This is a genomic window from Streptomyces sp. NPDC091416, from assembly GCF_044756845.1.
Lineage (GTDB): Bacteria > Actinomycetota > Actinomycetes > Streptomycetales > Streptomycetaceae > Streptomyces.
The window spans coordinates 111,340-134,046 of record NZ_JBIVTU010000009.1 but is presented as its reverse complement, the minus strand read 5'-3'; the positions used below and the strand labels follow the sequence as shown (position 1 = coordinate 134,046).

At 72.8% G+C, this 22,707-nt stretch carries 19 protein-coding genes; 9 read left to right on the top strand and 10 right to left on the bottom strand.

Features of this window, described 5'->3' with window-relative positions; translation table 11 throughout:
• Window positions 1-17: 17 nt before the first annotated feature.
• Window positions 18-1,040, top strand: coding sequence for a phosphotransferase family protein (locus ACIQMX_RS26085; RefSeq protein WP_402481596.1), 1,023 nt, complete (start codon window positions 18-20; stop codon window positions 1,038-1,040).
• An 8-nt stretch (window positions 1,041-1,048) separates the two neighbouring features.
• The gene (locus tag ACIQMX_RS26080) at window positions 1,049-2,263 is read left to right on the top strand and encodes an acyl-CoA dehydrogenase family protein (RefSeq protein WP_402481594.1); all 1,215 of its coding nucleotides are present in this window, start codon (window positions 1,049-1,051) and stop codon (window positions 2,261-2,263) included.
• Window positions 2,264-2,304: 41 nt separating this feature from the next.
• Here the strand turns inward: ACIQMX_RS26080 and ACIQMX_RS26075 are convergent, their stop codons facing one another.
• Together ACIQMX_RS26075 and ACIQMX_RS26070 are read right to left on the bottom strand one after the other, a co-directional pair.
• Window positions 2,305-7,113, bottom strand: coding sequence for a HEAT repeat domain-containing protein (locus ACIQMX_RS26075; RefSeq protein WP_402481591.1), 4,809 nt, complete (start codon window positions 7,111-7,113; stop codon window positions 2,305-2,307).
• 58 nt (window positions 7,114-7,171) lie between these two features.
• On the bottom strand, window positions 7,172-7,336 hold the full coding sequence (locus ACIQMX_RS26070) for a hypothetical protein (RefSeq protein ID WP_402481588.1): 165 nt from the start codon (window positions 7,334-7,336) through the stop codon (window positions 7,172-7,174).
• Between the two features lie 74 nt (window positions 7,337-7,410).
• Here ACIQMX_RS26070 and ACIQMX_RS26065 point away from each other — a divergent pair, with 74 nt between their 5' ends.
• On the top strand, window positions 7,411-8,289 hold the full coding sequence (locus ACIQMX_RS26065; protein WP_363073985.1) for a LysR family transcriptional regulator: 879 nt from the start codon (window positions 7,411-7,413) through the stop codon (window positions 8,287-8,289).
• A gap of 26 nt (window positions 8,290-8,315) precedes the next feature.
• On the opposite strand, the gene ACIQMX_RS26060 is transcribed toward ACIQMX_RS26065, so the two are convergent.
• Genes ACIQMX_RS26060 through ACIQMX_RS26050 form a run of 3 tightly spaced genes read right to left on the bottom strand, consistent with a single transcriptional unit; the run spans window position 8,316 to window position 11,367 of the window.
• A complete protein-coding gene (locus ACIQMX_RS26060; protein ID WP_148016106.1) occupies window positions 8,316-8,909 on the bottom strand; it encodes a TetR/AcrR family transcriptional regulator in 594 nt (197 codons plus the stop codon).
• 38 nt (window positions 8,910-8,947) lie between these two features.
• A complete protein-coding gene (locus ACIQMX_RS26055) occupies window positions 8,948-10,606 on the bottom strand; it encodes a class I adenylate-forming enzyme family protein (protein ID WP_402481584.1) in 1,659 nt (552 codons plus the stop codon).
• Window positions 10,603-11,367 carry an SDR family oxidoreductase gene (locus ACIQMX_RS26050; protein ID WP_363073981.1) on the bottom strand — a complete coding sequence of 255 codons (765 nt, stop codon included), beginning with the start codon at window positions 11,365-11,367 and terminating at the stop codon, window positions 10,603-10,605. Before ACIQMX_RS26050 ends, ACIQMX_RS26055 begins: the two co-directional genes overlap by 4 nt.
• 184 nt (window positions 11,368-11,551) lie before the next feature.
• Between ACIQMX_RS26050 and ACIQMX_RS26045 the strand changes: the two genes are divergently transcribed.
• On the top strand, window positions 11,552-12,829 hold the full coding sequence (locus ACIQMX_RS26045; RefSeq protein WP_363073979.1) for a DUF1343 domain-containing protein: 1,278 nt from the start codon (window positions 11,552-11,554) through the stop codon (window positions 12,827-12,829).
• A gap of 105 nt (window positions 12,830-12,934) precedes the next feature.
• Here the strand turns inward: ACIQMX_RS26045 and ACIQMX_RS26040 are convergent, their stop codons facing one another.
• Window positions 12,935-15,781: a penicillin acylase family protein gene (locus ACIQMX_RS26040; RefSeq protein WP_363073977.1), complete on the bottom strand. Its 2,847-nt coding sequence runs from the start codon at window positions 15,779-15,781 to the stop codon at window positions 12,935-12,937.
• A 230-nt stretch (window positions 15,782-16,011) separates the two neighbouring features.
• On the opposite strand from ACIQMX_RS26040, the gene ACIQMX_RS26035 reads away from it, so the two are divergent.
• Window positions 16,012-16,623 carry a hypothetical protein gene (locus ACIQMX_RS26035; protein ID WP_363073975.1) on the top strand — a complete coding sequence of 204 codons (612 nt, stop codon included), beginning with the start codon at window positions 16,012-16,014 and terminating at the stop codon, window positions 16,621-16,623.
• A gap of 63 nt (window positions 16,624-16,686) precedes the next feature.
• Here ACIQMX_RS26035 and soxR read toward each other — a convergent pair whose 3' ends face one another.
• Window positions 16,687-17,160: a redox-sensitive transcriptional activator SoxR gene (gene soxR / locus ACIQMX_RS26030; protein ID WP_363073973.1), complete on the bottom strand. Its 474-nt coding sequence runs from the start codon at window positions 17,158-17,160 to the stop codon at window positions 16,687-16,689.
• A 124-nt stretch (window positions 17,161-17,284) separates the two neighbouring features.
• Between soxR and ACIQMX_RS26025 the strand changes: the two genes are divergently transcribed.
• Window positions 17,285-17,746: a MaoC family dehydratase gene (locus tag ACIQMX_RS26025; protein ID WP_328893091.1), complete on the top strand. Its 462-nt coding sequence runs from the start codon at window positions 17,285-17,287 to the stop codon at window positions 17,744-17,746.
• Window positions 17,747-17,801: 55 nt separating this feature from the next.
• On the opposite strand, the gene ACIQMX_RS26020 is transcribed toward ACIQMX_RS26025, so the two are convergent.
• From ACIQMX_RS26020 to ACIQMX_RS26010, 3 genes are all read right to left on the bottom strand, one after another.
• Window positions 17,802-18,425 (bottom strand): TetR/AcrR family transcriptional regulator, encoded by a 624-nt coding sequence (locus tag ACIQMX_RS26020; RefSeq protein WP_363073971.1) that lies wholly within the window; start codon window positions 18,423-18,425, stop codon window positions 17,802-17,804.
• An 85-nt stretch (window positions 18,426-18,510) separates the two neighbouring features.
• Entirely contained in the window at window positions 18,511-18,801 is a 291-nt protein-coding gene (locus ACIQMX_RS26015; protein WP_363073969.1) for a YiaA/YiaB family inner membrane protein, read from the bottom strand.
• Between the two features lie 90 nt (window positions 18,802-18,891).
• Window positions 18,892-20,043, bottom strand: a complete 1,152-nt coding sequence (locus ACIQMX_RS26010; protein ID WP_402481579.1) for an acyl-CoA dehydrogenase family protein — start codon at window positions 20,041-20,043, stop codon at window positions 18,892-18,894.
• A gap of 63 nt (window positions 20,044-20,106) precedes the next feature.
• On the opposite strand from ACIQMX_RS26010, the gene ACIQMX_RS26005 reads away from it, so the two are divergent.
• The 3 genes from ACIQMX_RS26005 to ppk2 all read left to right on the top strand — a co-directional run bounded on the left by ACIQMX_RS26005 (window position 20,107) and on the right by ppk2 (window position 22,676).
• Complete coding sequence (locus ACIQMX_RS26005) at window positions 20,107-20,757, top strand: TetR/AcrR family transcriptional regulator (RefSeq protein WP_402481576.1); 651 nt, start codon at window positions 20,107-20,109, stop codon at window positions 20,755-20,757.
• 64 nt (window positions 20,758-20,821) lie between these two features.
• The gene (locus tag ACIQMX_RS26000) at window positions 20,822-21,802 is read left to right on the top strand and encodes a DMT family transporter (RefSeq protein WP_402481574.1); all 981 of its coding nucleotides are present in this window, start codon (window positions 20,822-20,824) and stop codon (window positions 21,800-21,802) included.
• The gene (gene ppk2 / locus ACIQMX_RS25995) at window positions 21,768-22,676 is read left to right on the top strand and encodes a polyphosphate kinase 2 (protein ID WP_402481571.1); all 909 of its coding nucleotides are present in this window, start codon (window positions 21,768-21,770) and stop codon (window positions 22,674-22,676) included. Before ACIQMX_RS26000 ends, ppk2 begins: the two co-directional genes overlap by 35 nt.
• The last annotated feature ends 31 nt before the right edge of the window (window positions 22,677-22,707 follow it).

The window sequence follows — 22,707 nt, the reverse complement described above, 5'->3', positions numbered from 1 at the left end:
CGCCGGAGGTGCGCACGATGAGCCCAGTCCACCCGCCAGGTCTCGACCTCGACCGCCTGCGCGGACATCTCGACCGCGAGCGGCCGGGGCTGGTGAACGGACCGCTCGAAGCCCGGCTCATCGAGGGCGGCCGCTCGAACCTGACCTACGTCGTGACGGACGGCACCGGCCGATGGGTCGTCCGCCGCCCGCCGCTGGGTCATGTGCTGGCCACCGCGCACGACATGAAGCGCGAGCACCGCGTGATCAGCGGCCTGCACCCGACGGCCGTCCCGGTTCCCGAACCGGTGCTGCTCTGCGAGGACGACTCGGTCATCGGCTCGCCCTTCTACGTCATGGAGTACGTCGAGGGCACCCCGTACCGCACGGCGGAGCAGCTCGCCCCGCTGGGCCCCGAGCGCACCCGCAAGGCGGTGCTGGGCCTGGTCGACACCCTCGTGGAGCTGCACGCCGTCGATCCCGGGGCCGTCGGCCTGGACGGCTTCGGGCGCCCCGAGGGCTTCCTGGACCGCCAGCTGCGCCGCTGGGGCAAGCAGCTGGACGCCTCCCGCAACCGCGACCTCCCCGGCATCGACGAGCTGCACGCGGCGCTCGGCCGGCAGCTGCCCGGCTCCCCCGCCCCCACGATCGTCCACGGCGACTTCCGCCTGGACAACGTGCTGATCGGGGCCGACGACGAGATCAAGGCCGTCCTGGACTGGGAGATGTCGACGCTCGGCGACCCGCTCACCGACCTCGGCCTGCTGGCCATGTACAGCTCCGATCTGGAGCTGCCCGAGTCTCCGGTCTCCACCACCAGCGGGGCGGCCGGCCACCCCTCCCCCGCCGAGCTGATCGAGCGCTACGCCGCACGCTCCGGCCGGGACACCTCCGGCATCTCCTGGTACACGGCGTTCGCCTGGTTCAAGCTCGCCGTGATCCTGGAGGGCATCCACTACCGCTACACCCTGGGCCAGACGGTCGGCGGCGGCTTCGACCGCATCGGCGACCTCGTCCCCGTCTTCATCGAGCACGGCCTCACCACCCTCCAGGAAGGCTGACCCACCCCATGGACTTCGCATTCGACGCCCGTACCGAGGAGCTGCGCGCCAAGCTGCTCACCTTCATGGACGAGCACGTCTATCCGGCCGAGCGGACCGCGGAGGAGCAGCGCGCACTGCTGGCGTCGCCGTGGGACACCCCGCAGGTGGTGGAGGACCTCAAGGCCGAGGCCCGCAAGCAGGGACTGTGGAACGTCTTCCTGCCCGACGCCGAGTACGGCGCCGGGCTCACCAATCTCCAGTACGCCCCGCTGGCGGAGATCCTGGGCCGCTCCCCGCAGTTGGCGCCGACCGCGCTGAACTGCGCGGCTCCGGACACCGGGAACATGGAGGTGCTGGCGCAGTTCGGCACCGAGGAACAGAAGAAGCGGTGGCTGGAGCCGCTGCTGGCCGGGGAGATCCGGTCCGCGTTCGCGATGACGGAGCCGGAGGTCGCCTCGTCGGACGCGACCAACATCGAGACCCGGATCACCAGGGAGGGCGACGACTACGTCATCAACGGGCGCAAGTGGTACATCTCCGGGGCGATGAACCCGGACTGCGCGATCTTCATCGTGATGGGCAAGACCGACCCCGACGGCGAGGACATCCGCCGTCAGCAGTCGCAGATCCTGGTCCCGCGCGACACACCGGGTCTGACGGTGAAGCGCGCCATGAAGGTGTACGGCTACGAGGACCACTACCACGGCGGTCACGCCGAGGTGGTCTTCGACAACGTGCGGGTGCCCGCCTCGAACCTGATCGGCGAGGAGGGCGGCGGCTTCGCCATCGCCCAGGCGCGGCTGGGCCCGGGCCGGATCCACCACTGCATGCGGCTGATCGGCATGGCCGAGCGCGCCATCGAGCTGATGTGCCGTCGCGCGGTGGCCCGTACGGCCTTCGGCAAGCCGCTCGCCCAGCAGGGCGTCGTGCAGAACTGGATCGCCGACGCCCGTGTCACGGTGGAGCAGCTGCGGCTGCTGGTGCTGAAGACGGCCTGGCTGATGGACACGGTCGGCAACCGCGGCGCGCACACTGAGATCCAGTCCATCAAGATCGCCACCCCGCGCGCGGTCGTCTCCATCCTCGACCAGGCGGTGCAGCTGCACGGCGCGGGCGGGGTCAGCCAGGACTTCCCGCTGGCCGAACTGTGGGCGGCGGCGCGGACACTGCGGCTGGCCGACGGTCCGGACGAGGTGCACCAGCGGTCGCTGGCCCGGCGGGAGATCAAGAAGTACCTGTAGGCGGTGTTCCAGGGGGTGCGGTGCGCGGCCGGCGGATCACGTCAGTGTCCGCCGGCCGCGATCCGGTCCAGGACCTCCGTGTACCGGGAGCGCCGGTCGGGCCGGGCCCGGGCGGTGGCACGGCGGAGCGCCGGCACCGCCGCCCCGCCCAGCCCGACGAGCCCCTCGGCCGCCGCCTCGCGCACGACGGCGTGCGGGTGCCCCAGCAGTGCCGTCACCGCGGGAAGCGCCGGTTCCCAGCCCGCCCGGCAGAGCGTCAGGACCGCCATGCGGACGACGTCCGGCCGGGGGTCGTCCAGCAGGAGTGCGGTGTGGCCCAGGTGGACGCTCCGGCCGAGCATCGCCCGTGAGGTCCGGTGGGCCCGCAGCCGGACCCTGGGCCGGGGGTGTGTCAGCAACCCGCCCAGCAGGTCCAGCAGCTGCGGGTCCCGGTCCGGTTCGGGGCCGGGGTGCGCCGCTGCCAGTTCCGTGAGTGCCCGGCAGATCTGCTCCGGGGTGCCGGTCCCGGCGAGGTCCAGCAGGTCCCGCCGGGTCGGGCGGTGCGCCGTCGCGGTGGGAGCGGCGGCGCCGCGGTCGCGGAGGGCGGCCAGTGCCGCCGCGTCCCGCTGCCCGGCGTCCGGCCCCCGCAGCGGCCCGTCCACGAGGTGCAGCCGGTCGGCGAGTTCCGTGCGTCCTTCCGCACGCAGGCGGCTCAGGGCCGGGGTACGCAGAAGCGGGCGCCCGGCGAGCAGGTCCAGGTAACCCCAGGCCCCGGCGTCGAGGCGGTCGCCGAGCGCCTCGGCCAGCGCGTCGGCGGGACACGCGCGGAGCGCGTCCCCGACGGCCCGGGCCACGGCGGGCGGTGCGTGCTCCCACCACTCCAGCAGCAGCGGGACCAGCCGCTCCAGTTCCCACGGATCGAGCCCCGCCGCCGCACCGGCCACCCGGTCGGGCAGGATCCCGTCGCCCCGGAGCTCCGGCTCGCCGAGGGCGCCGAGGGCGCCCAGCACCGGGGCAGGTACCGCTCCCGCGGGCAGGTCGACCCGGCCGCGGAGGTACGCGCGCAGCACCGCCAGCCGGGCCTCCGGCTCGGGCCACCGCGCCAGCGCCCCGGCCGCGGCCTGCCTGCTCTCCGCCACGGCCGACCCCAGCATGGCGAACAGCCGCCCGCGCAGGGCCGCCGAACGCGGCTGGTCCAGGTCGTCGCCGCGGACCCGGCGCGGGGGCGGCTCCGGCGCGCGGGCGTTCTCCGCGAGGGTCCAGGGGGGTGCGTCGAGGGGCTGGAGCGACGTCATCCAGTCGATGAGCGCGGGGCGTACCCGGGGAGCGGCGCTGCGGTGGGCCTCGATCAGCGCGGCCAGCCGGTCCCGCGAGGAGAGCGTGCCGTCGTCCGCGCGGCGGAACCCGGCCAGGGCATCGGGTGCCCGCACCGCGTCGGCCAGCGCGGACCGCCAGGCCCGGGCAGCGGCGGACACGGGTGCGGCGGATTCGGGCTCCGGCACGGCGAAGGCCTCCCGGAGCACGACGGCTTCGGCCCGCCAGGGGTCGGCGCCGAGCCGGGCGTCCGCGAGGGCACGGTCGAGGTCGGCACGGACCGGTACCGCGCCGAGGCGGCGCAGCAGGGTCAGCGTGGAGCGGGCCGGCGTCGCCGGTGCGGGGCGCAGGGCCCGTACCGCGGCGACGGCCGCCGGTTTCGCGGTGGCCGTCAGCTGCGGTGCGACCGCTTCGAGCACGGCGATCAGATCGTGCCGGTCCCGGTCCCGGGCCTCGGCCAGCGCGTCCAGCAGGAGCGGGGCGGACCGGGAGAACGCCGTGAGTTCCCCGTCGCTGCGGGGCTCGGGGCACAGTCGCAGCGCGAACCGCAGCGCCTTGTTCCGCAGGGCCCTGTCCCCGGGGCGGGACGGGGATCCCGCCTGTACGAGCCAGCCGCCCGCCATCGGCCGCAGCCGTTGCGCCCGGGCGTGGCCCAGCGGCTCGTCCCGCTCGGCGAGGCGCCGCGCGGCCTCCGGGTCCCAGCCTCCGGTCACCAGGGTCTCGATGTCGCGGTCCACGGCACCGGGCGCCGTCGGCGGGTCCTCGGCCGCCGGTGCGGCGATCCCGTGCCGGACCATGGCCGGTGCCAGATCCTTCACGGTGCCGGAGGCCGGGGCGACCCGGCGGGACGCCACCAGAGCGAGCAGGGCGGGCGCCACCGGTGACCGCTGTTCGTCCAGTGCGAGGACCGCGCGTGTGTCCAGGACGCCGTCGAGGCCCTCCAGCAGCAGGCGCCGCGTTGCGTCGTCCCGGCTGTGTTCGGCGGCGGCGAGGACGGTGGCCGCGTAGGCGTCGCCGAGCACGGCGCGCAGTGCCGCGACGAGGGCGTCGCGCAGACCGGGGTTGCTGTCCCGGCCGAGCCGGGCGAGAAGCCCCGGGAGCGCCGCGGGTGCGCCTGCCCGGACCAGCGCCCCGGCCGCCGTCTTCCTGATGTTCATGTTCGGATGGTCGAGACAGGCGGCGATCGCGGCGGCCGCCCAGTGGGCCCGGGCGTGGCCGAGGGCGAGCAGGGCCTGCCGGACGGTCTGGATGTCCCGGGCCCTCGTCAGCGTGATCAGTGTCGCCGAGAGCGCCCGGGCATCCTCGCCCGTGGCGTCGTGGGCGAGCAGGGCGACGACGTGCTTGCGTACGTGCCGGTCGCGGTGGCGCAGCAGCCGGTGCACCCGCGCGCGGGTGCCCTTCCAGGGGGCCCTGAGCAGCAGTTCGAGCAGGACCACCTGCTCGTCGTCGGAGAGTCCCGGGCGGTCCAGCAGGTCCAGCGCCAAGGTGGCGACCAGTGCGTTTCCGGCCTCCTGCGCGTCCGCGGCGCCGAGCAGGCAGACGGGCCGGATCGCGCCGCGTCCGTGCAGCCGGCGGCCCAGGGCGCTCACCGCTTCCGGGACCTCCGGCGGCACGGCGGGCTCACCGGCCGGCCTTCCGTGCTCCCCCGTCCGGGCGGCCGCGTCCGGGCTCCTCGCCGCGGCCAGCCCGGCCACGATGCGCAGCAGCAGGTCGGCGATGACCGGGAGGGTGCCGGCGCCGCCGTGGGCCGCCAGCCGGCACAGCGCTGCCACGGGCGCCTCCGGGTCCAGGTGGGATCGGAGCAGGGCCAGTTCGCGCGCATCCGGTCCGCCGAGGTCCGCCGCGATGCGTGGCGGCAGATCGGCGGGGTCGAGCCGGGCGAGGAGGGCGCCGCGCCGCACCGGGTCGCGGTTCAGCTGCCACAGCAGGCCGAGGGCCCGGTCGCGTACGGGACGCAGGTGGGCGGCCGTCCGGCCGGTGGTGAGGCCCAGGCCGTCGTGCAGGGCCCGTACCGTCCGGTCCCCGCCGATCGCCTCCAGTGTGTCCAGCGCCGCGGCCGGTGCCGAGGGCAGCAGGGCGATCACGGCGTCCTCCGCCTCGGTGTGGCGCAGGGCGCGGATCGCGTCGAGGAAGGGCGCGGGCGCCGGGGCCGCGGAGAGCAGGCGGGCGACGGCGTCCCCGGCCGGCAGGTCGTCGGCGCCTTGCCCGGCCAGGGCGACGAGCAGCGCGAGCCGTCGCGGCCAGCCCGGATCGTCGGCGGGCGCGTCCGTCAGCACCCGGAGCGTCTCGTGGCGGGAGGTGAAGAGGACCGTCGCCACGTCGCGGGGCGGGATCGAGTGATCGGTCAGGGCCAGTTCGATGACGGCGCGGACGGCGGGGCCGTCCGGGAAGTGCCCGCGCCGGTGGAGACCGCGCAGGCAGGCCACGGCCGGGCCGCCGAGCAGCAGCGGATCACGGGCGGCGACGGCCGTCAGCTCGCCGATGTCGCCGCGGTCCGCGAGCCCGCCGAGCAGTTCCATCGCGCGTCGCCGCAGGCCCGGGGCGAGGCGGGGGTCCGCGACGGCCCGTCGCAGCAGGACCCGGTGGCCGTGGGCCGCGGCGGCCACGAGGGCGGCCTCCGCCACCGCGGGCCGCTCCCGCACGTCGTCGCCCGCCTGCTCTCCGGCCGGGTCGGGACGGGCGTCGGGAAAGAGGAACGGGTCGAAGAGGCCGGGCGGCAGTGGGTCCGTGGCCGCCCACGGTTCGGCGAGCGCGTCCAGGGCGCCTGCGACGACCGGGGCTTCGGAGGCTCCGGCGACGGCCGGGACTCCAGAGGCTCCGGCGACGGCCGGGACTCCGGAGGCTCCGGCGACGACGGTCGCTCCGGAGCCACCGGAGGCTCCAGCCCCGACCGGAGCTCCGCAGGCTCCGGAGACTCCCGTGCCTCCGACCGGAGCTCCGCATGCTCCCGCGGCTCCCGTGGCTCCCGTGACTCCAGCAGCTCCCGCGACCCCGGCGGCTTCAGTGGTTCCCAGCAGAACGATCAGCGTCTCCCGGACCGATGTCGGGGCCAGGAGCCCTGCGCGCAGTCCCTCCCGGGCCAGCCGCAGCGCCTCGGCCCGCAGCACCGGGTCGCCGCTGCCCGCCAGCTCGTCCACGAGCCGCGCCGGCCGGTGCGTGGCGGCGATCCCCGCTCCCCGCACGGCCTGGTAGAGGAGTTCGCCCCGGACCTCGTCCCCGAGCGTTCCGGGATCGTGCAGTACGTCGGCGCGCAGCCACGCAATCCGTACCTGCGCGGGCAGTTGTCCGGCCGCCGCGCGCCACGGTGGCCGGGGGCGGTGGGAGCGACGGTGGCCCAGTCGCTCGTACAGCCGGGCCAGAAGGAGGTCGGCCTCCGGCGGTCCGGTCAGTGCGGCGGGCAGCAGTCCGGCGAGTGCGTCCAGCGCCTCGCCGTCGGACGGCGGGCATGCGCGGACGCGCTCGGCCAGCTCGATCAGCGCCGCGTGACGTCGCCCGGGTTCCGTGGGCCCGAGCAGTCGGCCCAGGGCGTGGATCTCTTCGTCGACCGGTCTCCGCATCGTCGGATGCTAACCAGGGGCGCCGGGGCTCCACCACGCCTTTCGGGCCCGGCCCTCGTCAGTAGCCGCCGTACGGCACGTGGTCGGCGAGCGCGAGTTCGCGGGCGAACGCCCGCACCCGCAGCAGACACCGTGCGAGGACCCGGACAACCCTCGGCCGGTGCGGCCCGTAGGCCACCTTCCACAGTGGGGGAACACGCGTCGAAGCCTGTATGTGCGCCATGTATCCAGCTTGACCCCGCCATCGGCTTCGGTCCAACAGATGGATTCGCTGCCTGTGATCGCTACCGTAGATGGATGGAGATTCGTCAGCTCCGCCACTTCATGGCGGTGATCACGCACGGCAGTTTCACCGCCGCCGCCCGCGCCGAACTGATCGTGCAGTCCGCGCTGAGCACGTCCGTCCGCAACCTCGAACGGGAGCTGGGGGCCGACCTGTTCGAGCGGACCGGCCGCCGGGTGGTCCTGACGGAGGCCGGCCGGGCGCTGCTGCCCTCGGCCCGTACGGTGCTGGCCGGGACGGACGCGGCGCGCGACGCGGTGGCCGCCGTCTCGGGGCTGGCCACCGGGCGGGTGCGGATCGGTACGATCCAGACGCTGACCTGTGTGGACCTGGCCGCCGAGCTCGCCGCGTTCCACCGGCTCCGGCCCGGGGTGCAGATCTCGCTGCGCGAGGCGACGACCCCGGAGCTGGTCGCGGGGGTCCGCGCCGGCGAGCTGGACCTCGCCTATCTCGCACCGGACGCGGCCGAACTCCCCGAGGGCATCACGGCGTTCCGGTCCTGGCAGGAGGACCTGGTACTCATCACGGCGCCGGGCCACCGGCTCGCGACGGCCGGGCGCACCCTGATCAAGGACCTGGCCGACGAGCCGTTCGTGGACTTCCGCGCGGGCACCGGCCTGGAGACGGCGGTACGGCGGCTGGCCGCGCACTGCGGACTGGAGCGCCGGATCACCTGTGACGTGACGCAGATCCGGCTGCTCGTCGACCTCGTACGGGCGGGCATCGGCGTGGCGATCGTGCCGCGCCGGATCGGCGAGGACGCCGGGCTGCCGTGTGTGAGCATCCGGCAGCCGGAACCGGGCCGGACCGTGATGCTGGTGGGCCGGGCGCCCCGGCCGCGCAATCCGGCGGCGGAGGCGCTGCTGGGCCGGCTGGCCGGCGGCGGGTCCTGAGCATCGCCCCCTGCCTGAGCAGCGCCCTACGGCCGCAGCGCGCGCAGCAGCAGGTCGGCGAGGTGGTCGGCGACCTCCTGCTGGGACAGCGGGCCGTCCGGCCGGTACCAGGTCGACAGGTGGTGGACCGAGCCGAAGTGGTAGTCGACGATCAGGTCCGCCGGGGTGGCCGTGGAGAACACCCCGCTGCGCTGTCCCTCCTCCACGAGGGCCCGGAAGCGCTCGTGGTAGCGGCGCCGCTCCACTCGTACCTGCTTGTTCTTCTCCGGGCTCAGGTGGTGCATGGAGCGGAAGAAGATCGAGGCGTCGTCGAGGTTCTCGATGGTGGTGACGACCACGTCGGCAGCGGCTTCGCGCAGCCGCTGCTCGACGGGGGCGTCGGCCTCCGCGAAGGCGTCGAGCCGCTCCTGCTGGAGCCGCAGGACCCGGGCGTAGACCTCCTGGAGGAGGTCCTCCTTGGAGCCGAAGTAGTGGTAGAGCGCACCCTTGGTGACACCGGCCGCCTCGACGATCTCCTGGACCGAGGTGCGGTCGTACCCCTGCTCGGCGAAGAGCCGGGTGGCGGCGGCCAGCAGCCGCTGGGGGACGGGGGTACCGCTCCCGTCCGTCGCCTTGGCCATAGCCGCCACCTTCCTTCCGCGAGATGCGTGAACCGTTCCTAGCGGGAAGAACGCAGTTCCCGCCTGAGGATCTTCCCACTCGCGGTCTTGGGAAGTTCCGTCAGGATCTCGACTTCGCGCGGATACTTGTACGCGGCCAGCCGTTCCTTGCAGTACGCACCCAATTCGCCGGGTTCGACCGAGGCGCCGGGCCGCAGACTGACGTAGGCGCGGACCGTCTCGCCGCGGTAGGCGTCGGGGACGCCGACGACGGCGGCCTCGCGCACGGCGGGGTGGGTGTAGAGGACGTCCTCCACCTCGCGCGGCCAGACCTTGAAGCCGGAGGCGTTGATCATGTCCTTCTTGCGGTCGACGACGTAGAGCCAGCCCTCGCGGTCCATGAAGCCGATGTCGCCGGTGCGCAGCTCGCCGTCCGGGAACGCGGCGGCGGTGGCCTCGGGCAGCCGCCAGTAGCCGGTGACGACCTGGGGGCCGCGCACCGCGATCTCGCCCTGCTCGCCGAAGGGGACCTCGGCCCCGTTCTCGTCGATGATCCGCACGACCGTGTCCGGGCCGGGCACGCCGACCGAGAGGGTGCCGGAGACCGGGTCGACGGGTGCCTCGCGCTCGGGCGGCACGGCGGCGCAGGGTGCGGTGCACTCGGTGAGGCCGTAGCCGTTGCGGATGTACGGGCCGAAGCCCGCCCGGAACTTCTCGACGAGCGCGGGCGGCAGCGGTGCGCCGCCGGAGGAGATCACCTGGAAGGAGGCGAAGTGCCCGGGCGTGGCACCGGGGGTCGCGGCGAGCGCCATGAAGGCGGTCGAGGGGCCGACGGTGTACGCGGGCCGGTGCTCGGCGAAGGCGTCGAGGACGACGCCGGGGTGGAAGCGGTACGCCAGGACCAGGGTGCCCGCGTTGGCCAGGCAGACGGCCAGCTGGCAGACCATGCCGGTGATGTGGAAGAGCGGGGCGAGGGCGAAGTAGGCGGAGCCTTCGGCGATGGGGTGCCCGGAGCGCTGGCGTTCGGCGTTGACCATGATGTTGCCGTGGGAGTTCATGGCGCCCTTGGGGGTGCCGCTGGTCCCGGAGGTGTAGCTGATCAGCGCCACGTCGGTGGCGGCGAGCTCCCGGCCGGCGGGGGCCGCGAGGCCCTGCCGGGCGACGGCGACCAGGTCGTCGGCGTCGTAGGCGGCCGGCAGCCGCTCGAAGTTCAGTACCCGCTCGTCGCCCGAAGTCTGGAGGTCCAGCTCGCAGGCGGTGACGGCGATCCTGACGGACGGGGCGCCGGCGGCGGTGTCCCGCAGATACGCCTCCCAGGCCCGGTCCGAGCAGATCAGCGCCGTGACCTCGGCGTCCTTCAGTACGTGACCGACCTCGGCGGACTTGTACATCGGGTTGAGCGGGACGACCGTCGCCCCGGCCTTCCAGGCACCGAGCAGCGCGAGCACGAACTGCGGGGAGTTCTGCAGCATGATCGCGACCCGGTCGCCGCGTCCCAGGCCCCGGGCGGCGAGGTGCCCGGCCACGGAGTCGGAGAGCTCGTCGGTCTCGCGGTAGGTGAGGCGGCCGTCGAAGTAGGCGAGCGCCGGATGCTCCGGGGCCCGGACGACGGAGTCGCGGAAGGCGTGCACCAGGGTCTCGGCGGGGTGGACGGGGGCCCGCTGGGCCTCGCTGAGCAGCGTGAGCCAGGGCTTCGCCGCGTAGATCGACTCGCTCATGCGCCGGTCTCCTCCCACTTGCGCTGAAGGCGGTTCATACTGCCGAGCCAGTGGTCGGTGTCCCCGGTGCGGGCCCGGTAGTAGCCGGCGACCTCGGGGTGCGGCAGGACGAGGAAGCGGTCCTCGGCCATGGCGTCGAAGAGGGCCTCGGCGACGTCCTCGGGCTCGATCGCGCCGGGGGCGAGGACGAGCTTCCCGGCCGACCCGGCGCCGGCGAGCATGTCCGTACGCACGCCCTGCGGGCAGATCGCGTGGACCTTGATGCCTCGGTGGCGGTAGGTGAGGGAGAGCCACTCGGCGAAGGCGACCACGCCGTGCTTGGTGACGCTGTACGGCGCCGCGCCGATCATCGTCAGCAGTCCGGCCGCGGAGGCCGTGGAGACGAACCTGCCGCTGCCGCGCTCCAGCCAGTCCGGGACGAGCGCCCTGGCCGCGCGGACGTGGGCCATCACGTTGACGTCCCAGGCCGCGGCCCAGACCTCCTCGTCGGCGAGGACGTCACCGGGCGAGGCGAGGCCGGCGTTGGCGCAGTAGACGTCCACGGCGCCGTCCAGCGCGTCCCGTGCGGCGTCGACGATCTGTGAGGCGTCGCCGGCGACCGCCGTGCCGCCGATCTCCTCGGCGAGCGCCTTGATCCGGCCCTCGTCGAGGTCGTTGACCACGACCCGTGCGCCCTCGGCGGCGAATCTGCGGGCCAGGGCGGCTCCGATGCCGCCTCCGGCTCCCGTGACCACTACGCCCGCGCCCTGCACCGTACTCATCGCTCCCGCCTCTCTCAGCCGACTGCACCGGCAGACTAACCGGTCGGTATGTCGCCGGGGAAGGGGTGCGGGCGAGTCATCCGCCCCTGGAGGCACAGCCGTCCCGTCCGGCTCGTTCCCTGCGGCCGTCACGCGCGCTAGCGTGCGTGACCATGACAGACGTCGCGATCATGGAGGTAGCTGAATGAGCCTGTCCAGACGTGGATTGCTGGCCGCCGGCGGTGCGATGGGAGCGCTCGCGGCGACTGCCGCGTCCGCCGCACCCGCAGCCGCCCTGCCCTCGCACGGCAAGGGGCACGGCGGTGGACACGGCCGGGTCCGCACCGGCTTCGACCGGCTCGCGGCGGACGGCTACGCCCTGCTGAAGGGGCAGCGGGTCGGTGTGGTCACCAACCCCACCGGGATCACGTCCGATGTGCGCCACATCGTCGATGTGATGCACCCCGACGACCGGGTGGACCTGACCGCGGTCTTCGGACCCGAGCACGGCTTCCGCGGCACCGCGCAGGCGGGTGGCTCGGAGGGCCGGTACGACGACCCGGCGACCGGGCTGCCGGTCTACGACACCTACCTGAAGAGCGGGCAGGCGCTCGCGGACGTCTTCACGGCGTCCGGCGTGGACACGGTCGTCTTCGACATCCAGGACGCGGGCGCCCGCTTCTACACGTACATCTGGACGCTGTACGACTGCCTGGAGGCGGCCGCCCTCGCGGGCAAGAGGTTCGTGGTGCTGGACCGGCCCAACCCGGTGACGGGACGGGCGGCGCTCGGTCCCGTACTGGATCCCGCGTTCGGCACTTTCGTGGGGCGCAGGGAGATCGCACAGGCGCACGGCATGACGGTCACCGAACTGGCGCTGCTGTTCAACGGCGAGTTCCTCGCGGACCGTCCGGCCGAACTGGAGATCGTGAAGATGTCGGGGTGGTCGCGTTCGGACTTCTTCGACGGGACCGGGCTGCCGTGGGTGCCGCCGAGCCCCAACATGCCGACGCCCGAGACCGCGCTGGTCTACTCGGGCACCTGCCTCTTCGAAGGCACGAACCTCTCCGAGGGCCGCGGCACGACCCGGCCGTTCGAACTGCTGGGCGCGGAGGGTGTCGACCACACCTGGGCGGCGGCGGCGAACGCGCTGGACCTGCCCGGAGTGGCTTTCCGCGAGGCGTACTTCGCGCCGACGTTCTCCAAGTTCCAGGGCAGAACGGTCGGCGGCGTGCAGGTGCACGTCCAGGACCGCGAGGTCTTCGACCCGGTACGCACCGGGATCGCGCTGCTCGTCACGGCGAAGCAGACCTGGAGCGGGTTCGCCTGGCGGTCCGACAACTGGATCGACAAGCTCACCGGCAACACCCGGGTCCGCACGATGATCGACGCGGGTGCGGACACGGATGAGGTCGTGGGGGCGTGGGCGGAGGATCTCGCCGCGTTCCGCGCGGTGCGCAAGCGGTACCTGCAGTACCGGTGAGCCTGACGGGCGGGCCCGCGTGCATGGGTGAACCATGCGCGCGGGCCCGCCCGGCCGGCCGGCCGCGTCCTCGGTCGCCGGACGGGCCGGAACCCGGCGCGGCGCTCAGCGGTGCGCCGGGAACTCCACCACCTGCTGGTACGTCGGGCGGTTCTGCCAGTGGATCGCCTTCTGCGCGATCCCGCCCAGCGCCCGGTGGATGATCGAGTCGGTGCACCACTGCTCGCCGGCCTTGCAGCTGTCGTCGGCCGGGTAGACCTCGGCCGCCGGCACCGCCGCCGCCTGCTTCAGCGTGGACAGCAGCGCCGCCCGGCAGCTGCTCAGATCGCCGTTGCCGCAGTAGGACCTGGCCAGCGGCCCCTTGACCGGCTGCCCGAGCACCTGGCGCAGATCCTTGTCGGCGAAGCCCCACCAGCCGTACTGGAACGCCGAACCGCTGTGCGCTCCGCTCGGTCCGTGGCTGGCCGCCGGGGACTCGTCGGTGGCGAGGTTCGCGGTCAGCGCCCCGTACAGATCGTCACCGAGTCCCGGCTTGAACTCGGCCTCGATCAGCTTCGGCCACCAGGCGTCCATGATCCGTACGGCATCGGCGTGGGTGTACGCGTGCGAGCCCGGGCTGCTCTCCTTGCGCTGTGCTCCCGCCGCCCGCCAGGAGTCCAGCTGCTGGACCACCGCGTCGAGTGCCGGGTCGCCGACCGGCTGGGAGCGGATCACCTTGAGCAGTTCGGGAAGCAGCTGCTCGCCGCGCAGATCGGTGAGCGCGGCGTCCGCCATCGCCCGGGTGAGGGAGGCGCGGGTCACGCCGCCCTCCCCGACCAGCTTCGCGACGCGGTCGTCGAGCAGGTCGGCGCGGTGCACGGCGCTGAGCCCGAAGCCCGCGGAGGCGTACCCCTCGGCCTGCTTGTTGTTCCAGGAGACGTAGTAGTCCTGGCCGCTGGAGTGCGGGTGCTCGGCGAAGGGGGTGTAGGCGGCGGTGTTGGCCGCCGGGTCGTAGCCCTGCCACTCGTACGCCTTCTCGGCCCGGACGGGCAGCGCCGGGTCGACACCGGCCGCCCGTACCGGGTTCATGCCGCTGTTGTAGTAGGCGGCGGTGCGGGAGTCCGCGTAGAACCAGTTGAAGGCGTAGTCGATGCTGCTCGCCGCCCGCTGGAAGGAGGCGGCGTCGGTGACGTACGACGGGTCGTTGAGCATCTGGAAGCCGATGATCGAGTCGGCCTCGTGCCGGTAGGTGGTGCGCAGCGTGGTGTACGCGACGGGCTTGCCGCCCACGGTGGCGCGGTGGGTGACGATGCCGTAGCCGGTGCGCCACACCTGCATCCGGTAGGAACCCTTGGCCGTGGAGTCGGCGACGGTCGGCTTCCAGGAGTTGGTGCGCTCCAGCTTCTCCATGGCGGTGCAGGCGCCGCGGTAGAGGTAGTGGGCGGAGTCCTTGGTGGGTGCGGAGCCGTCGGGTTCGCACAGGTCGACGGCGTACGTGTCGGTGATGTCCTGGCCGGCCGAGGTGGCGCTCCAGGCGTAGTCCTGGCCGCGCCCCATCTGGATGTACATCCCGACGCCGGCGAAGGAGACCCCGCGGGCGCTGATGCCGGGTCCCTGGAGTTCCTGGAGCATCATCAGCTGCGGGGCGAAGTAGCCGGTCTGCGGGCCGAACACGGCGATGGGGTGTCCGCTCGCCGTGTGCGTGCCCGAGACCAGCAGGGCGTTGGACATGCCGCGCTTCTGGGCGCCGGAGCCGGAGCCGGGGAGCGATCCCTCGGGGATGACCCCGTCGTCGAAGATGCCCTGGGCCTTCCGGAGCGTGACCGGGGCACTGACGGGCGTCTTGGCGTCGGTGCCCGCGGAGCCGGTGCGGTCGTGGATGAGCTGCTCGGTGGTGACGGAGCCGGGGTCCGGGAGCGCCGCGCCGACGGCCTTGGCGGGCTTGTTCGCGTACGGGAAGGCGGTGCCGTCGTGCACGGTGAGCACGGCCTCGGGGTCGTTGCGCTGCCGGAACGACTCCCAGACCTTCGTGCCCTCCTCGACGCCGTACTTCTGCTGGGCCGACAGCAGGGACAGTGCCGCCTGCACCTCGCCGCCGCCGCCACCGCCGAACTGGCCGCCCACGACGGAGGCGATCGAGATCAGGTCGGTGAGCTTGAACGGCTGGATCTCGCCGATGTTGGTGATGGCGTCGATCTTGCCGGTGAGGACGTACTCGCCCGGGAAGTAGCGGCCCTTCTTCGACTTCTCCCGGTAGGAGTTGATGCCGTCCACATAGGCCTGGGCGTCCGCCATGGCCTGTTCGCCGCGGGCGCCCTCGTGGGTCCTGATGTACTCGACCTGGGCCTCCAGGTCGGCTTCGGTGTACGGGGCCTGCGGCCAGAACTGCTGCTCCAGGCCCTGGTTGGCCAGGGCTCCGCCGGCGAACGAGGTGAGTTCGCCGCGTCCGATGTGGCGGAAGAGGTCCATCAGCCAGAGCCGGTCCTGCCCGGCCGCGAAGCCGGCGCCGAACTCGGTTCCGTAGCGGGTGGTGCCCTTGATGTGCGGGACGCCCGAGACCTTGTCGCGGGTGATGGTGACGTCGTCGCGGGGCGAGACGACGGACTCGACCTGGTCCTTGGCGACACCGAAGGAGGCGTCGTTGAAGAAGTCGTTCAGCTTCTGGTCGGTGAGGCCGGTGTGGCCCGCCACCAGGCCGTCGTAGCGGTCGAGCTGGTCGTCGCTGTGCGCGGGGTGGGTGCCGAAGGCCTTGTTGCCGAGGATCTCGACGAGGGTGGCGTTGCCGTTCTCACCGGGCGGCAGGATGTCGTCGCACTGCCCCTGGCAGTAGTCGACGACGGGGGCGGGATCCGGCTCGGCGGCGCCGGCGTGGGGCGCGGAGGCCAGCAGGGACGTGCCGAGGGCGAGAACGGCCGCGACAGTGGCGGCTCTTGTCCTGCCGGTGCGTACGGACATGCGGGTGCGTGGGGGCATGCGTGCTCCTCGGAGAGACCGTGCGCCGGAGGTTACCGACGGTATGACCCGTCGGTAAGGTGAACATCGGTCACCTTTTCCGAATCGCCACATCCCACCGCATGACGAGCCGTCATCTCACTCCGTGGACGGAACGACCCTTGAATGGAGCCGATCCGGGCAGGCGTACGTCCACTCAATGACGCCGAAAGTACGGGCAACGGAGTACGAGCGACGGAGGTGGCGGCGCCATGGCCGGTTTCCGGAGTCTGGCGAGACAGGTCCGCGATCCGCGGAGCGACCTGGCACTGCGGCGGTACTCGCTGCGCAAGTGCCTGGAACGCTTCGCGCCGTACGGACACCGCGCGACCTGGGACCATCTGTGCGCCCGGCACGGAATGGGCCCCGAGGACCGGGCACCCGACCCGGCACGCCTGATGCGCGCGCTGGAGGAGCTGGAGACCGCACGGGCGGTCTGGCTCGGTTACGAGGCGGGGTTCGCCGAGCGCCGCAAACGGGAGAAGCACGACGGGCGGCGACGGCCGGCCGCCTTCGACGACTGGCACCGGCGCACCTGGGGCGGCAATGGTGTAGCGCGGTGCGAGGATCCGGGGGTCCATCCCGCGGCGCCGCTCGCCGAGGTCCTGGTCCGGCTGATCTCGGCCCTGGAGTCGGAACCGGGCAGCGGCTGCCCGGTCTGCGCACAGGCCCGCATCGTGTGGCGGCAGGACCTGGACAGCGAACCGTGGTCCGGCCCCGTCTGCACGGGCTGCGGCATCGTGGTGCCGCAGCCCGTGCTCACCCCGGCCGCGCTGGCGAGGGCCAGGCGGACCCGGCTGGGCGACCTGGCGACGATCGGCTGACGAACGGAGCGGCCCGTCCGGCGCCCACGGCAGCCGGACGGGAGCAACACCGGCCCCCGCCGGTCACGCCTTGCCCGCGGCCCTGCCCTCCGGCATCAGACGCGAGCCGCTGATCCGGTCGCCGGAGATGTCGTCGGGGTTGGAGAGCACACAGGTCTCCAGCGACAGGCAGCCGCAGCCGATGCAGTCCGTGAGGTGGTCGCGCAGCCTGGCCAGCTGCCGGATCCGCTCGTCCAGCTCGGAGCGCCAGGCCTCGGAGAGCCGGGCCCAGTCGTCCCGGTTCGGAGTGCGCTCCTCCGGGAGCTCGGCCAGGGCGTCCCGGATGGTGGCGAGCGGGATGCCGACCCGCTGCGCCGCCCGGACGAAGGCGACCCGGCGCAGCGCGTCCCTGGTGTAGCGGCGCTGGTTGCCGCTGGTACGGCTGCTGGTGATCAGGCCCTTGGCCTCGTAGAAGTGCAGGGCCGAAACCGCGGCGCCGCTGCGCGCGGAGAGCTGGCCGACCGTGAGCTCATGGAGTGTCTGTGGGATCTGGGGCACTCATCGAACCCTACGTGGCACCTCGCCGCCCGGTCCGTCGTTGACAGGAACGCACCCGCCAACCATGCTGAGCAAGCGCTTAGACAGGCACCGGATGGATGGTCGAGAGCGGGAAGGCAGGGACATGGCAGAGCCGAGGATCTTCACGTCCGCGCAGGAGCTGCGTGACGGCGTGGGCGAGCAGCTGGGACACAGCGACTGGCTGGAGGTCGACCAGAAGAGGATCGACCTCTTCGCCGACGCCACCGGTGACCACCAGTGGATTCACGTGGACCCGGAGCGGGCCGCCGCCGGGCCGTTCGGCACCACGATCGCGCACGGCTACCTCACGCTCTCGCTGCTGCCGGCGCTCGTACCGCAGGTCATGCAGGTCGAGAACACCAAGATGGGCATCAACTACGGGACCAACAAGGTCCGCTTCCCCTCCACCGTGCCCGTGGGTTCCCGGCTGCGGGCGACGGCCGTCCTGAAGAGCGTCGAGGAGGCGGGCGGCGGCGTGCAGGTCACCGCCGTCGTCACGGTCGAGCGCGAGGGCGGCGACAAGCCGGCGTGCGTCGCCGAGTCGGTGTCGCGCTTCTACTTCTGAGCCGTACGAGTGCGGGCCCCGGCCCCGCGGGGCCGGGGCCCGCGCCCTCGCGCCGTCAGCGGCCGGCCGCGACCATCCTCAGGACGAGCCCGGCGTACAGCTCGCCCACCTCGTCCGGCGTGCGGCTGCCCTGGGCGTTGAACCACCGGGCCACGTCGATGCAGAGCGACAGCACGGCGAGTGCGGTGCCGGGCACGTCACGTACGTCGAACTCCCCGGCCGCCACGCCCTCACCGATGATCCGGCGCACCGCCGCGTCGCTCCTGCGGCGCAGCTCGACGATCTCGGTGCGGTGTTCCTCGGCGAGCGCGTCGAGCTCGTACTGGACCACGCGCGCGGTGGTGTGGCGCTCGGCGTGCCAGCGGACGAAGGCCCGCACGGCGCCGTCCAGCCGCTCGGTGGCGGTGCCCCGGCCGTCGGCCGCCGACTCCAGCAGGGTCAGGGCACGGTCGTGCCCGATCCTGCTGATCCGGTGGAGCAGCTCTTCCTTCGTCTTGTAGTGGATGTAGAGCGCCGCGGGGCTCATCCCGGCACGGCCCGCGATGTCCCGTGTGGTGGTCGCGTGGTAGCCGCGCTCGGCGAAGGCGTCGACGGCCGCGACGAGGAGCCGCCGGGCGGCCTCGGGCGTCACTTCGGACCACGGCGTGCTCTCGCCGTCGGTCTCCTCCGCCGTGCTCATCGTCGGTCGCCCCTCTCAGTCAGCAGGACGAACACCATACCCCGATCCTGAGCAAGCGCTTAGAGGTAAGGGTGTGGGGAGATCGTCAGAGCTTCTGGAAGGGGTCGTGGTCGGCGAGGATCTTCTCCAGCCGGGCCTGGTCGACCCGGCTGATGATCCGGCCCGCCTCCTGCCGGTCCCGGATGACCTTGGCCAGCGTGAAGGCGGACGTGACGAGGTAGAGGACGCCGATGGCGAGGAAGGCGCGCACCCACACGTCGGCGTCGAGGAAGTAGATTCCGAGCGTCACCGCTCCCATCGCGATCCCGAAGGACGCGACGGCCTGGCCGTAGAAGGCGGCGGTGTTCTGCTGCTTGACCGTGGTCGTCTCACTCATGCCGCCCAGCATCGGGCGGTGTGGCACACGCCACATCCGCTCGCGTACTCAGCCGGGTACTCAGACGCCCGTCCGGGGCGCGCGGATCGGTCAGAAGGCGGAGACGCCCGTCAGGGCGCGGCCGATGATCAGCTTCTGGATCTGGCTGGTGCCCTCGTAGAGCGTCATCACCCGGGCGTCACGCAGCAGCTTGCCGACGGGGTATTCGTCGATGTAGCCGTAGCCGCCGAAGACCTGGACGGCGTTGTTCGCGGCGCGGACGGCAGCCTCGGAGGCGAAGAGCTTCGCCTGGGAGGCGGCGGTGGCGAAGTTCTCGCCGCGGTCGATCAGGTCGGCCACCCGCCAGGTCAGCAGACGGGCGGCGTCGACATCCACGGAGATGTCGCTGATGAGCTCCTGGACCAGCTGGTAGCTCGCGATGGACTTGCCGAACTGCTCGCGCTCCCCGGCGTACCCCACCGCCGCGTCCAGGGCCGCCTGCGCGATGCCGACACAGCCCGCCGCGACCGACATCCGCCCCTTGGCCAGCGCCGACATGGCTATCGAGAAGCCCTTGCCCTCCGGGCCCATGAGGGCGCCGGCGGGTACGCGGACGTCCTCCAGGACCAGCTCGGCGGTGGCCTGGCCGCGCAGGCCGAGCTTGCCGTGGATGGTGCGCCGGGTGAGGCCGGGGGTGTCGGTGGGCACCAGGAAGGCGGAGACGCCCTTGTGCCCGGGGGTGTCGTTGGTGCGGGCGAACAGCAGCACCACATCGGCCCAGGTGCCGTTGGTGATGAACATCTTGCTGCCGTTGACGACGTAGTCCCCGCCGTCCCGCACGGCCCTCGTCGTCAGGTTCCCGGCGTCCGAGCCCGTACCCGGTTCGGTGAGGCCGAAGCAGCCGACGGCGTCACCGGAGGTCAGCCGGGGCAGCCACCGCCTCTTCTGCTCCTCGTCGCCCCACGCGGAGATCGTCTTGGCGACCAGACCGAGCGAGACCGAGACGATGCCGCGGACCGAGGAGTCCCCGCGGCCGAGCTCCTCGGTGACCAGGCAGTACGTCAGATGGTCGCCGCCCGAGCCGCCGTACTCCTCCGGGACCGTCAGCCCGAGGAAGCCGAGGGAACCCAGCTTCTTCACGATCGACTTGTCGACGTTCTCGGCCCGGTCCCACTCGACGACGTGCGGGGCGATGTCCCGGGCCACGAAGTCCTTGGCGAGCTGCCGGACGGCTTCCTGCTCCTCGCTGAGCTCCAGGTTCATCCTTCGACCCTCACTTTAATTAGCACTGCTAGTTTTAGGGATGCAGGGCCTACTATGTGCCGCATGGCCCGCCCGCGCAAGCCCCTTCTCAGCAGAGACCGCATCGTCGAGACGGCGAGCGCCCTCGTGGACGCCGAGGGGCTCGACGCCGTCTCGACCCGCCGCCTCGCGGCCGAGCTCGGAGTCAGCGGGCCCTCGCTCTACAACCACTTCCGCAACAAGGACGAGATCCTGGACGCGGTCGCCGACTCCGTCTCCGCACAGGTCGATCTGTCGATGTTCGACGAGTCCGACACACGCGACTGGCGGGCCGCGCTGCACGACTGGGCCGTCTCCTACCGTGCGGCGCTCAGCGCGCACCCGCACATCGTTCCCGTGCTCGCCCAGGGCCCCGGCCGCCGCCCGGCCGGTCTGCGGGTCGCCGACGCGGTGTTCGGCGCCATGGTCCGCGCCGGCTGGCCGCCTGCCCAGGCCACGTACATCGGCGCCCTGATGCGCTACTTCGTCACCGGCTCGGCCCTCGGCTCGTTCGCCCGCGGTTTCGTGGACGACGAGACGGCGTACGACCCGGCCGACTATCCGCACCTGGGCCAGGCGCATCTGCTCGCGGAGCGCCGCCAGCAGGTCGACGAGGGGGCCTTCGAGACGGGGCTTCGGGCGCTGATCGACGGGCTCGCCCTGCAGTACGCCCCGCCCGCGCAGCAGATGCGGTAGCGCCGCGCCGGGTCCCACGACTATTCGGTGGGCACCGAACCGTCCTGCCTCTACGGTCAGGTCCATGACGACGCTCTCCTCCCCCGCCACGCCCGCGGAGACCCGTGACTGGCGGGCCACGGCCGCCGCCTGCACCACCGTGGTGCTGTGGGCCTCCGCCTTCGTCTCCATCCGCAGTGCGGGCGAGGCCTACTCCCCCGGCGCCCTGGCCCTCGGACGGCTGCTGGCCGGCTCCCTGGCGCTGGGTACCCTCCTGCTGGTCCGCCGGGAGGGTCTGCCCTCCCGGGCCGCCTGGCCGGGGATCCTCTGGTCGGGGCTGCTGTGGTTCGGCCTGTACATGGTGGTGCTCAACTGGGGCGAGCAGCAGGTGGACGCCGGGACCGCCGCGATGGTGGTGAACATCGGGCCCCTGCTGATCGCCCTGCTCGGCGCCCGGCTCCTCGGTGAGGGGCTGCCGCGCCGGCTGCTGCTGGGTATGGGCGTGTCCTTCGCGGGCGCCGCGGTGGTGGGGCTCTCCATGTCGGGTCACGGGAGTTCCTCGGTGCTGGGCGTGCTGCTCTGCCTGCTGGCCGCGGTCGCGTACGCGGGCGGAGTCGTCGGCCAGAAGCCCGCACTGCGCCACGGCTCGGCGCTCCAGATCACCACGTTCGGCTGTCTGGTCGGCACCGCGGCGTGCCTGCCGTTCGCCGGCGCGCTGGTCTCCGACGCGGCCGACGCGCCCCTGTCCGCGACGCTGAACATGGTCTACCTGGGGATCTTCCCGACCGCGCTGGCCTTCACCACCTGGGCCTACGCGCTCGCGCGCACCACGGCGGGCCGGATGGGTGCCACCACCTACGCGGTGCCGGCGCTCGTGGTGCTGATGTCGTGGCTGCTGCTGGACGAGGTGCCCGCGCTGCTCACCGTCGCCGGCGGACTGCTCTGTCTGGCCGGGGTGGCGGTCTCCCGGAAGCGTCCGCAGACTGGTGCGACGCGGACACATCCCGCCCAGCCGGTGGAAGGACCCCTTCATGACGCGGAGCGCCAAGCAGCGGACCGGCCGTAGGAAGGCGGCGGGGGCCCCCGAGCCGGTGACCCCCGCCAGCATCAACCGTGACGCCTGGCGCGAGGACTACCCGTACGGCTCCAAGCTCGGCCGCAAGGCGTACGACCGGTCGAAGCGCGCCCTGCAGATAGAACTGCTCAAGCTCCAGCACTGGATCAAGGAGCACGACGAGCGGCTCGTCATCCTCTTCGAGGGACGTGACGCCGCCGGCAAGGGCGGCACCATCAAGCGGTTCACGGAGCATCTGAATCCCCGTGGCGCGCGCGTGGTGGCGCTGGAGAAGCCCACCGAACGCGAACGCTCGCAGTGGTACTTCCAGCGGTACGTGGCGCATCTGCCGGCCGCCGGGGAGATCGTGATGTTCGACCGGTCCTGGTACAACCGGGCGGGTGTGGAGCGGGTGATGGACTTCTGCTCGACGTCCGAGTACCTGGAATTCATGCACCAGACACCGGGGTTCGAGCGGATGCTCGTCCGCGACGGCATCCATCTGGTGAAGTTCTGGTTCTCCGTCTCGCGCGACGAGCAGCGCAAGCGGTTCATGAGCCGGCAGACCGATCCGGTGCGGCAGTGGAAGCTGAGCCCGGTCGACCTCGCGTCGCTCGACAAGTGGGACGCGTACACCGAGGCCAAGGAGCTGATGCTCTTCCACACGGACACGGCGGACGCCCCGTGGACCGTGGTGAAGAGCAACGACAAGAAGCGGGCCCGGCTGGAGGCCATCCGCCATGTCCTGCACCGCTTCGACTACCCGGACAAGGACGTCTCGGTGGCCGGGGAGCCGGACCCGCTGATCGTGGGCCCGGCGTCCCGGATCTTCGAGCGGGGCGAGCACGAACCCACCGCCGCGAAGCCCCGTCCGGAGAAGTCCTAGCGCCGCGACAGGCAGCGTTCGCCCGTCGCGG